Consider the following 12,890-nt stretch of genomic DNA (forward strand, 5'->3'; position numbering starts at 1 on the left):
AGTGGTTTTACAACTAATAGATGAAATGGATGTAGTTTGATTTTCGGTAAATTCATTTAATTGGGGTGTATATAAAAAATTAATTGAAATTATTAAGAATAAGTAATAACCCACTATTTGTTATTTGTGGTGGAGTTTAGTTTAGATAAGGGGAAGAGTAATTATGAATGAGTATATAACAGACGATTTGGGTAGATTTGAGTTTCCAATAGAGGGTTTTACATCAGTGGTATTGGACCATTTTGACAATGATGATTTAGAAGATTGTACATTCAATTTAACATTTGAAATTGAATTACATGGTAAGTTAGATTTAAAAAGATTTGAAAGAGCTATGAATAAGGTAATAGCAGCCAATGATAGCATGAGAAGTAGTTTTAGAAGAGATGAAGATCAATACTTTATTAGAGTACGTAAAAAATACGAGCTAACTTTAAATGAAGTAGAAATACAGGGGACTACAGTGGAAGAACGAAAAGAAGAGGCATATGTGCAATCCAAAATAGTATCTCAAAGAGTTTTAGATATTTATAACAATGTTGGATATAGGGTAAATATTTTTAAAATTGATGATGATGAGCATTTAGCGGTTTTTGCTTTTCATCATGCTTTAGCAGATGGTGCAACACTAGCAATGTTTATAGGAACACTTTTAGCTTGTTATGAACACGAAGAAATAGAATTAAATCAAACTGGGGGGACATTCTTAGAATATTTAAGGGAAGAGTATGAATATTTGAATTCTGATAATTCTAAACAAGAAGTCGAATACTGGCAAGATAAATTTGAATCTTATGAATGTCCAGTATATGAAATTAACGAAAATGAAGAACTTCTTGAATCATGTGATGTATCGCCTATTATCTTAGATAAAAATGCATTATTAAAGGTTGCTAAAGAAAATAAAACTAGTTTATTTAATGTGGTAGCACTTATATATGAAATGGCAATAGCTAAAATTGAGAAAAGAAATGATGTGGCACTTAGTTTTTTACTTTCTGCACGTAACGATCCTAAGTATAAAGATACATTTGGATTTATTACTAGAGCTACAAATATTAGATATAAGTTTAATAACGATGAAGCTATTTGCGATATTCATAAGAAAATTAGAAAACAAGTTGCAACCGCTGCATTAAACTATAAGCAAGCATATCCTTATGTAAGAGAGAATTATATTTTAGCATATCAAAATCAAAGTACTGGTATGGCTATACCTACTTTTGAAGGAAAAGAAATTGATGTAAATTTTGTAAAGCTTAAAAGAAAACCATATTGGATGCTTATACGAATTAATGAGGATTTAGATAAAGTAATTACAGCTAACGAGTGTGATACAAGAAAATACACTAAAGAATATCTTGAGCAATTAAGAGTGGCAAGTATAGAGGCTCAAGAAATGATTCTTTTTAATCCAAGTGGCACTTTTAAAGAATATCTGCAAATGGGAAAAGAAAGTAACTATGAGAATATTATTACTTTTTAATAATTTTCTTCATAAAGCTATGTAAATTAGCAAAGGGGTATAAAATTATGAATGATTTTATAGATAATCTAATGAAGTTAAATGAGGAAGAAAAGATAAAAATGCTATCTATTATTCGTGAGAGGGGGGATGAGTTTAATATTTATCCACTTTCAGCAGAGCAAAGTAGACTTTGGTTTTTATATAAATTAAATAAAGATGATAGTAGTTATAACGTTACTTATAATATTTATATTGAAGGTAGACTAGAAAAAGAAATTTTAGAGAAAGCATTAACTGAGCTTGTAGAAAGGCAAAAGGTTTTTACAACTACTATCTTTTCATTAAATAGTGAACATTTTCAGCTTGTGAATAAAATTGAAAATATTAAACTTGATGAAATTGATATTAGCAAAGAGATTGATAAAGAAAAAGAATTTAATAAACATGTTCAAAAAATGTATAATAGTTCTTTTTCTTTGGAAAATGAATTTCCATTTAGAATGAAGTTGATTAAAACAAATATAGAAGAAAATAATTTAATAGTAGTTTTACATCATATATTTTGTGATGGTTATTCTATGGGGATATTTTATAAAATGTTGAAAGAACTTTATAAAAAATATTCTGGTGAAAAATACGATGATAGTATTTTAGAAAATATTAATCAATATCACATGTATATAAAAGATAAACAAAATTATGATTACTCTAAGAGTAAGAAATATTGGGGAAATAAAATGAGGGGAGCTAATTTGAAAACAACACTTCCCAATTCTTATCCTTCAACAATTTGGAATGAAGAAAAAGCGATAATAAAAAAGAGAGAGTTAAACAAACGTGAGGAAATAATGTTTTATTGTAAAAAGCAAAAAATATCTTTGTTTAGCTTTATGCTTGGAGTCTATGGATTATTATTAAAGCAGTTCAGCAATGAAACAAATATTACTGTTGGTACTCCAACATTAAATAGAGATGATGATAAGTGGAGAAATACAATTGGTTTTTTTGCAAATACTATGGCAGTTAATTTTAAAATAGATGAGAACTTAGATATTAGCCATTATTTAAAAAATATAAATAAGATAGTACTAGACAGTTTAGATCATTCTGACCTTCAATTTGATGATTTAGTAGACAGCCTATCAGTAAGAAGAAATCAAAAAAGTAACCCCGTGTTTAGCTCTATGTTTGCATTACAAAATAATATTCTATTTGGTAAAAATGATACTAGTTCTGTGGGCAATATAAAAATGAATATGAAATCACCAGAACATGAATATACTATGCAGTTTGATCTAATGGTTACTGTTATTGAAACAAATGAAAAAATAGTATTAGATATTGCAGCTAAAAAAAGCATTTTCTCAGATAGAAGAGTAAATGAAATGCTTGAAATGTTTGAAATTATTATAGAAAAATTATGTAATCAAGAATTAAATTTTATTAGGGAAATAAAGTTAGAAATACCATTAGAGGATATGGAAGAGTCCAATATCAAAAATATAAAAGAAAAGTGTATGGTTGAAATAATAAATAGTTGTTCCGATGCCCCAATAGATAAAATTGAATTCTATAGGGATGTGACATATATTTATTGCAAAGATGATAATGAAAAAGTATTACATGAAGTAAATAGTGTAATGAGAAAAATAACCAATACAGCTGTTGTATTTGTTAAAAAGATTGAAAAAATAGGTGAGCTATCAGGGATAGAGAAGTGTGAATTATATAGAGATATTTACAATAAAATAAAATCATTATTAATGAAATGTGAAAATGATAGTTCATTAGATGAATTCTATTTTATTTATAATAATGAAGATATAGAATTATACGTATTAGGTGAGTCAATTAATGAAAATTATTATGATTATGGTGATGAAATAAAAGTTCACATGTCAATTAGTTGTGAAACAAATGATAATTATAATGAAGATGAGTATAGTGAAAGCGAAGAAAGAATGCTTGTAATTTGGAAAAGCATATTGGGAATTAAAAAAATGACTAAGTATGATGATTTCTTTGCGCTAGGTGGAAAATCCATAAAAATGATTGAATTATTTGATAAAGTTAATCAAATATATCCAGGAAAAATAACAATAAATGATCTCTTTTCTTATTCAACAGTGTATAAATTAATTCAATTTATTGAAGGTAATGAAGTAAGCGACACTGATGAAGAATTTATAATGATATAGGGGTGAACTTATGAAATACAGTAGAATAGCAATAATAGGTACTAGTCTAAAATTTTCTGATGCAAATGATATCTATGAATTCAGAAATATTTTAAAGAACAAAATAGATTGCATAGGAAATATACCAGAAAGTAGGAGGAAATTATTAGGTCTTGAGTCAGACAAAGAATATATGCAGTTAGGATATATTGATGATATTGAATATTTTGACCATGAATTTTTTGGAATATCATCATTTGAAGCAGATATGATGAGTCCAGAACAAAGAATTAGCTTACAATTAGCTACTAAGGCTATTAATAATGCAGGCTATTCACTAAAAGAATTTAAAGGCAAGAGATGTGGAGTTTTTATGTCGTGGTCAGAGAATGAATATGACAGTAAAATTACTAAGTCTAATAGTATATCAAGTATAGGAAGTTTACCTTCTATGTCAGCAGGTAATATCTCTTATTATCTAGATTTACATTCAGCATCTGCCATGTATGACTCATCATGTTCTTCAGCACTATATGCTATACATGAGGCTTGTATGAAATTAACAGTTGGTGAAATTGATTGTGCACTTGTAGGTGGAGTGAAGCTTTATTTATCTGCTGTTGAAGTAAGTAATAAAAATTATGATGCAATGGGCCTATTATCTAAAGACTTTAGAAGTAAGCCATTTGATGATAGTGCTAATGGTGTTGGTTTAGGCGAAGGTGGAGGTTTTGTTTTATTAAAGCCTTTGGAGGAAGCAGAAAAAGATAATGATTATATATATGGAGTAATTGAATGTGGTGCAGTAGCAGGTGATGGAGGAAGAAGTAGTTCTCCAACTTTTCCAAGTGTACAAGGTCAAAGTGAAGCATTTAATTTTGCTTGGAAAGATATTAATGTATCTGAAATTACTGAAATTGAAGCACATGGAATAGGAACTGTTATCGGTGATAGTGTTGAAATTAATAGTATAAAAAATAGCTTAAAAGAATCTGGAGAATCAAATAATAATATAAAAATTGGTTCAGTAAAATCTAATATTGGACATCTATCTTATGCTGCTGGAATCTCTGGAATTATTAAAGTATTAACAGGTTTTTACTTTAATGAATCCTATGGAATTGTACATTTAAAAAGTAATAACAAGTTAATAGATATAAATAATACCAATATAGAGCTATTAAAAGATACTTATCATTGGGAAAAGGATAAAAAAAGAGTTTCAGGAGTTGATTCATTTGGACTAAATGGAACAAATATACATCTTGTTGTAAGCAATTATATTGAAGAACAAAAGAAGGATAAGGAAATAAAGCCAACTATTTTAAAGATATCTGCTAAAACTAGAACAGCATTTGAGGAGTACAAATATAAATTATTAGAGTATCTTAAAAATTCAGATGATAACTTAGAGGACGTTATTTATACATTAAATAGAGGAAGAGATGATTTTGAATACAGAAGGATGTTTAGAGTAAATGATTATGAAGATTTGTTAGAAAAACTAGATATGGTTTCACCTGCCAAATCTGATGAGGATAGTAAGATTTTCTTTACGATGGTATATGATGATGAAAAATTGTATGACAAAGCAGTACTAGATAAATTTTTTGAGTATTATCCAAGTAGCAAGAAGTATTATAAAGATAATATTGTAAGTGAAGATGGTAATTTTAAAAATTTTAGCTATTCGTATTGTAAGGCTTTGGGGATTAATGCTAATGCAATTTTAGCTGATGTTCAAAGTAAATCAATAGTGGAATATGCAAATGGTAATATAGCAATTGAAAATTTGCATGATAAATTGTCAGAAGAGGGAAATCGTAGCTACAACAAATTAATTGATTATTTAAACAAGACAGTAACTGTAACAAAGGCAATAGTAGTTAACTTTGGAGATACGGATATTCTAAAAAATGAGATAAATAATAAAAATATTACAATTTATAATATTACAGATGTAAAAGATTTTACTAATTTTTTAATTACTTATTATAACATGGGAAATGAAATTGATTGGAATATATTCTATGATAATAGCAATTTAAATCGTGTTGCATTACCGACTTATGTATTTGATAAGATATTACACTGGGCTGAAATGAAGAAAAATAGAGTATTAGATTCAGAAGAGATTAACAAAGGTAATCCAAAAATTTTAGAAGGTGTTAGTAGTACTAAAAAAGAATATAAATCTGATAACGAGCAGGAAAAAAATAAAAGGATAATAGAAATAGAAAACACTATAGAAAATATTTTGAGATATGGATTAGAGTATGATGAGGAAATTGAGCATGATGAAGATATTTTTGACTTAGGTATAACTTCTATATTAATTCAAAAAATGTCTGGTCAATTTAAAGAGGAATTAAATACTACTGTTGACTTATATGAAATATATGAATATGAAACCATAGAAAAATTAGCAGAAAGAGTTTACGAATTACAATAGTTTTTATTTTCATTAATAATGAGAATTTTATCTTATTAAATGAGAGGAGATTTCCAAAATGTCATTAATTGATACAATGGTATTGAACAAAAAGAAGTACGCAACAAAGACAGCTATTGCTACAAAAAGTAATAAATATACTTATGAGGAATTATATTATTTAGTTGAAAAAGCTGCTACTTATTTATATAAGAATGGTATTAATAAAGGGGATAGAGTTGTTATTACATCTTTATCCCAAATAGAGTATGTTGTTATTTTTTTAGCACTACATTTATTGCATGCAGTTACTATACCCGTAGAGAGAGGCATATTAGTAGATTCTTTGGAGTATATTATTGATGTTACCAAATCAAACTACTATATTACATCTGGAAAAAAGAAGTCAGAAAATGTAAAAACTTTTAGATACAATGAAATACTTCAATCTGAAGAAAAATTAAATTTATTTGATAACTATAAACAACTTCCAAATGAATTATCTGAAATAATTTTTACAACTGGAACAACAGGAAAACCAAAAGGAACAATGCATAATGAGAAGGCAATTGAAGCGAATACAAATAACACTATTAATGGGATTAGTATGCTTTCGGATGATGTGATATTACTATCGCTACCACTTCAGCATTCATTTGGACTTCGTGTGCTTCGTTCAGCATTAACTAAAGGTGCAACCATAGTATTACAAAGTAGTGCGATTTTTGCAAATGAAACTGAAAAAAATATTATCCAATATAAATGTACCGGATTTGTTTGTGTTTCCACTGTAATGGAGAAGATGCTTCAAGAAATGGGTGAGGAGAAAGTAAAGAAGGTATTTCAAAATTTACGTTACATTGAATTTAGTGCAGGTGCTGTTTCAGAAGAGCTTCGTAGACGGATTACTAATTTATTATCGAATGTAGATATATATAATACATGGGGGTCTAGTGAAACAGGTGGATGTTTATTTATTAATATTAGCAAAAGAAAAGAAAAAATAAATTCTCTGGGAAAGCCTTGCGAAAGTTGCGAGGCAGTATTATTTTATCAAGATGAAAACAGAATTATTGAGAATCCAGATCATGATAAAATAGGTAGATTAGCTATTAAAGGTGATATGTTAATGAGTGGATATATTGGGAGAGAAGAATTAACCAAAAGGACATTAATAAATGGTTGGTTTCTAACCAATGATTTAGTAAAAAAGGACAATGATGGATATTTTTATATGATTGGTCGTTCAGATGATATGATTAATTCTGGTGGTAAGAAAATTTCTATTTTAGAAATTGAGCAAATAGCTAATATGTATGATGGAGTAATTGAAACAGCATGTATCGGTATAGATGATAATGAAAATCATTTAGGTAAAGTGCCAGTGTTGTTTCTTGTTTCTAAAGAGACATCAATTAATTTAGAAGATGGAATGAAAAAATATCTGTTAAAGAAACTAATGAAATATAAAATGCCAGTTGAATATATTATTATTGATAAAATACCTAGAAATACAATTGGTAAAATCAATAGGATTGAATTAAAAAGGGTTTATCAAGAAAAAAAGAATAAGCAATAAAGTATATAATTTATTATATACACTATAAAAAGGTAGATAGAATTATATGAAGTTCAAAAAAATTTGAATTTATGTGGTATTATTAATAATAGATTCAATATTATGTAATAAATTCAAATAATTTATATATAAATAAATTATTTGAGGATTTATCAAGTAAAAGTAATTAATATTTAAAAAAAGTACTATTTAGTATTAGTAATATAAAATCAGTTTATAGGATATACAATTTTTTAATATTATATATTTCAGACTAATTATATAGTTTTGGAAGTGGTCTTTATTGTAAATATAATTTATTGATAAAAATAGTGACTAGTACTAATAAAAAGAAAATAATAATAAAGCTAATAAGAAGGAGAGAAAGAAGTATGTTAATAGAAGTAAAAGGAGCTATAAAGAAATATGGTAAGGGAAGCGCAACAGTATATGCACTTAATGATGTTAGCTTTTCATTAAATCAAGGCGAAATATGCGTAATTTTAGGACCTTCGGGATCAGGAAAAAGTACATTATTAAATATGTTAGGCGGACTTGATAATCTTGATTCTGGTGAAATAAACATTGCGGGGTGTAGAGTAGATAATCTTGATAAATCAAAATTGACTGATTACCGTAGAGAGAACTTAGGTTTTATTTTTCAATACTATAATTTGATTCCAGATTTGACCGTTAGAGAAAATGTGGAAGTAGTTACAGATATATGTAAAGATTCGTTAGAGATTGACGAAGTGTTGTCAGCTCTTGAAATTATTGATTTTAAAAATAGATTTCCTAAAGAGTTATCGGGAGGTCAACAACAACGTGTTGCAATTGCTAGAGCTATGGTTAAAAAACCAAAATTGCTTTTATGTGATGAATTAACAGGTGCATTGGATTCCAAATCATCACTAGAGGTATTGAAATTTGTGATAAAAATGAATGAAAAATACGGAACAACAACTATAATTATTACACATAATGAAGCTATCCAAGACATTGCTGACAGAATTATTAAAATTAAAGATGGTAAGATAATGAAAAATGAATTAAATAAGAATAAGAAACCTGTCGAGGAGGTTGAATTATAGTGCAGTTAAATAAAAGATTAAAAAGAAACATTAAGAAAAACTTATCATTTTATTTTGTATCGAGTCTTCTTACAATTTTAACATGTATATTAATAATTGCTTCAATGTCAACAGGTACAACAATGACAACAGTATTTAATGATTTCTTTGATAAAAATAATGTTGAAGATGCCCAAATTTATACTGCATTACCGATACCAAGAAATGAGATAAATGAATTGGAAGAGACTTATAATGTTAAAATGGAGGAAGTAAGATACCATGATGAAGAGTATGATGATTATACTCTTAGATTATTTAGTAATAATGAATCAATAAATATATATGAAGTTACAAAAGGAAATGATATTAGAAATAATAATGAAATTTTAATTTCTCAAAGGTTTGCGGAAGCAAATAATTTAGATATTAATGATAATATAAAAGTTGGTAAAGATACATATAATATTGTAGGTTTTATGGTAAAACCAGATTATATGCATATGTTAAAGTCTTTATCTGATGCATATTTTGATTATAATTCTTTCGGAATAGGGGTAATGTCTAATGATGAATTAGATAAATTTAATGATTATGTAGGATACTATTCTACTTTATATGAAGATGATAATATTTATGATTTTAGAAATGCAATAAATGATAAATATAAGGTACGTTCCTATGTAGCAGCTTCTTCTAATAATAGAATTAAGACTGCTGCAGACCAAGGTGAAAAAGTATCAGAAATGGCATTTAATTTTGCACCAGTGTTATTTATTATTGTTATGGCAGTTATAGCATTAGTACTTTCTAGAAAGATAAAAGATGAACAAAAAGAAATTGGTACACTATCAGCACTAGGTTATAGAAAAAAAGATTTATTAAAGCACTATCTTACTTACTCATCAGTACCAGCAGTTTTAGGTTCAGTATTTGGTATTATATTTGGATTAGCTTTAACTAAGCCATTTAGTAATTTCTACTTTGGTGATTATGAAACACTACCGCATACAATAAATATAAATGTACCATCACTATTAGTTTGTATAGTTGCACCTATTATATTATTCTCATTTGTAACAATTATTGTTGTTATTTCATTATTAAGACATAATACAATAGATTTGCTTAGTAGAGTTGTGGGAAAGAAAAATAAAAAAGTTAAAAGATTATTAGTTAATAGCAAACTTAATTTTAAAACAAAATTTAAAATAAGATCTATTATTGGAAATCCCTTTAGGTCTATTGTAGTAGCGTTTGGTATTGTTTGTGCATCAATTTGTATGATTCTTGGATTTGGATTGTTAGATGCTTTAGACACTGCTATGGAGCAGGTTAATAAGGAAATTAAATATGAAAATTCATATAGTCTAAATACTTTTATAAATAAAATACCTAGTAATGCAGATGGAGTTATTTCTAATAGTTGTGAAGTAAAAGGTAATTCAAAACTATTTGAAGTTTGGGGTATTGATAAGGAAAATGACTTTATAGATTTAGAAACAATATCAGGAGCTAAAATAGAGTATGGGGAGTATTATTTAACAGCAGTTGGAGCTGAAGCTTATGGGGTTAACGCAGGCGATGAACTAGAATTTTATGATGTTTTAACTACTAAGAAATATAGTATTAAAATTAAAGATATAATAGATGAAAAAACAAAAGCTATTCTTTATACTAGCAAGGAAAATGCAGCTGAATTATTTGGTTGTAAACCTGATGAGAGTAACTTCGTTATAAGTGATGAAAACTTGGATTTTGAAAATAATTCGGTAATGATAAAATACTCCAAAACACAAATGTTGAAAGCTGCTGAAGAATTAGTTGATATTTTTAAAGCTATGTGTTATGTAATCATTGCAATAGGGGTTTTATTAAGTATTAACATTATATACTTAATTTCCAATATGTTAATAAATGAAAATTTATCAAATATTAATATGCTAGGAGTATTAGGATATAAGGGAAAAGAGATCAATAATATGATACTTACTACTAATCATGTATTGGTTGTATTAGGTTTTATTATTGCCTGTCCACTAACATTATCCATTTGTAAAGTAGCGTTTGCTGATTCAATAACCACTATGGGAGTATATATACCAGCAGTTCTTTCAATTAAAAGTATCATTTTAAGCTTTGGAATTACTTTAGTATCATATTTTATTACTTTGTTTAGCTTAAGGAAAAAGGTAGACAATCAGAATATTGTTGAGAGTCTTAGCGATAATAGAGAGTAAGAGTAATATTTCAAGGAGTGGTAGCAATGAAAAGAGTACTGTACTATTTTCCACATGCTGGAGCAGCAGCAGCAAATTTTAAACATTGGAATAATTCTTTATCTAAAGATTTAATATTTATTCCTATTGATTATTCTGGAAGAGGGACAAGACATAAATATAAATATTATAGTTCAATAAATGAAGCTGTTGAAGATATTTATTCAAGGATAAAGCAGCATGCTTCTAATACTGAAGGATATTATTTCTGCGGACAATGTTTAGGGAGTATTATTGCATATGAATTATATTATAAAATTTTAGCTGAAAAAGAAATATCACTACCTAATGGATTAATATTTATTGGACAGGGGGCACCAGATTTAATTAAGTGTGAAAAATATAGTTCTATGAAAAATAAGGATATTTTACAACTTCTAAATGAACAAGGTAATATAGATAAAGGTATGTTAAATGATAATCTTGCAGACTTAGTTGAAGCTTTGGTAATAAACCCTTTAAAAGCAGATTCTTTAATTTATGAAAACTATTATCATTCATGTAAAAAAGAAAAAATATCCGTGCGAACTCATATATTATATGGTGAAGAAGATAATCATTACAGCAAAGAAGATATAGAAAGATGGGACCAATTTATAAAATTAGAGCCATATTATTATTGTTATGAAGGTGCGCACAATATTTGCATAAACCATTTGGATATTATTCTTAAAGATATAAAAGAAATAGTACTTAAAGGTTAGAGTTATTATCAATGAAGAGACTGTCTCGTAAGTGATTTATAAACGTACTTACGTAGACGGCTCTTTTTTATTTAAGGAAAAAATATGAATATAGAAAGTATAAATATATAGTGAAGATTTTGGTAGAGCTTTTATTAAAATCTTTATTTACCACTAGAAACATTAACTGCATCAGATAGTGAATTAAGCTTATTTGTCTGCACTTTTGGATTAGTATAAGATAGTATTTCTTCATTTGAAGATTGATCAGCAATTTTAATATTATCTAAATCTTTAGTAAGAGCAGATATCATATCTTTACCACTAGATTCAGCTACATGGGTTTTTACTAAATGTGCTAGTACACCTACATCTTTGCTATTTTCATCTTTCATTTAAATTACCTCCTTACCTTAAATTTATTATCTGCATTAATAAACATTTAATCCATGGTAAATATAGTGGAAAGTTATTATGTTGTTAATAGCAAATAGGTAAGTCATTAGTTTGACAAAAATAGAATGCAAGATATATAATGTTAGCAAGCTAACAATATTGAATGAGGTGAGTTTTTGAAGATGCCTAGATCTATTGGATTTGAAGTTAAGTCCATTAGTAATTTAATCAAAAGAAATCTAGCAGAAGAATTTACTAAAAGAGGCATGCATGATTTAACAGGTATGCAGGGATGGATATTAAAGTTCATAAACACAAAGAGTAGTAAAGATATTTTTCAAAAGGATGTAGAAAAAGAATTTAGAATAAGACGTTCAACTGCTACAGGAATGCTTAAACTTTTAGAGAAAAACGGCTATATTAAAAGGGAAGCAGTAGAATCTGATGCAAGACTAAAAAGACTTATTTTGACACCAAAAGCTACTATAGCTTTAGAGAAGTTAGATAATATTATAATGGAATTTGATAAACATCTTCATGAAGGAATCAGCGAAGAAGAAAAGGAAATATTTTTTACCATCGTGGATAAGGTGAAAAAGAATTTAGATTAATAGATAGATTCCTAGGTATTGTAGTAATTTACAATTCAATATTTATAAAGTGATTCTTAGCTTCAGGTGGAGTTTTCTTAATAGGATGCCTACTCCACCTGAAGCTTAGAAGAACTAATCCAGGCGCGTAGCAGTGCTTAACGACTACTTGTAGAAGATGGGATTATTAGCAATGGTAGCGATCGGATAACTGAATAGTTAGGAAACTTACATAAGA

Annotated in this window: 9 protein-coding genes; 8 read left to right on the forward strand and 1 reads right to left on the reverse strand. The window is 27.5% G+C overall.

The window, feature by feature from the left end:
* Positions 1-163: 163 nt before the first annotated feature.
* The 7 genes from ACSYT2_RS02060 (at position 164) to ACSYT2_RS02090 (ending at position 11,687) form a co-directional block, all read left to right on the forward strand.
* On the forward strand, positions 164-1,486 hold the full coding sequence (locus ACSYT2_RS02060) for a condensation domain-containing protein (protein WP_438383098.1): 1,323 nt from the start codon (positions 164-166) through the stop codon (positions 1,484-1,486).
* A 47-nt stretch (positions 1,487-1,533) separates the two neighbouring features.
* Positions 1,534-3,666, forward strand: coding sequence for a condensation domain-containing protein (locus ACSYT2_RS02065; RefSeq protein WP_438383100.1), 2,133 nt, complete (start codon positions 1,534-1,536; stop codon positions 3,664-3,666).
* 10 nt (positions 3,667-3,676) lie between these two features.
* Positions 3,677-6,097 carry an acyl carrier protein gene (locus ACSYT2_RS02070; RefSeq protein ID WP_438383101.1) on the forward strand — a complete coding sequence of 807 codons (2,421 nt, stop codon included), beginning with the start codon at positions 3,677-3,679 and terminating at the stop codon, positions 6,095-6,097.
* A gap of 58 nt (positions 6,098-6,155) precedes the next feature.
* Entirely contained in the window at positions 6,156-7,655 is a 1,500-nt protein-coding gene (locus ACSYT2_RS02075) for a class I adenylate-forming enzyme family protein (protein WP_438383102.1), read from the forward strand.
* 371 nt (positions 7,656-8,026) lie between these two features.
* Complete coding sequence (locus ACSYT2_RS02080; protein WP_438384988.1) at positions 8,027-8,725, forward strand: ABC transporter ATP-binding protein; 699 nt, start codon at positions 8,027-8,029, stop codon at positions 8,723-8,725.
* Positions 8,725-10,944 carry an ABC transporter permease gene (locus ACSYT2_RS02085; RefSeq protein ID WP_438383104.1) on the forward strand — a complete coding sequence of 740 codons (2,220 nt, stop codon included), beginning with the start codon at positions 8,725-8,727 and terminating at the stop codon, positions 10,942-10,944. The genes ACSYT2_RS02080 and ACSYT2_RS02085 overlap by 1 nt, the downstream gene beginning before the upstream one ends.
* Before the next feature lie 26 nt (positions 10,945-10,970).
* Positions 10,971-11,687 (forward strand): thioesterase II family protein, encoded by a 717-nt coding sequence (locus ACSYT2_RS02090; RefSeq protein ID WP_438383106.1) that lies wholly within the window; start codon positions 10,971-10,973, stop codon positions 11,685-11,687.
* A 143-nt stretch (positions 11,688-11,830) separates the two neighbouring features.
* Here the strand turns inward: ACSYT2_RS02090 and ACSYT2_RS02095 are convergent, their stop codons facing one another.
* Positions 11,831-12,061, reverse strand: coding sequence for a hypothetical protein (locus ACSYT2_RS02095; protein WP_438383108.1), 231 nt, complete (start codon positions 12,059-12,061; stop codon positions 11,831-11,833).
* 183 nt (positions 12,062-12,244) lie between these two features.
* Here ACSYT2_RS02095 and ACSYT2_RS02100 point away from each other — a divergent pair, with 183 nt between their 5' ends.
* The gene (locus tag ACSYT2_RS02100; RefSeq protein ID WP_438384989.1) at positions 12,245-12,673 is read left to right on the forward strand and encodes a MarR family winged helix-turn-helix transcriptional regulator; all 429 of its coding nucleotides are present in this window, start codon (positions 12,245-12,247) and stop codon (positions 12,671-12,673) included.
* Positions 12,674-12,890 lie beyond the last annotated feature (217 nt).

It is taken from the genome of Clostridium zhoujianii, from assembly GCF_051590805.1.
Lineage (GTDB): Bacteria > Bacillota > Clostridia > Clostridiales > Clostridiaceae > Clostridium.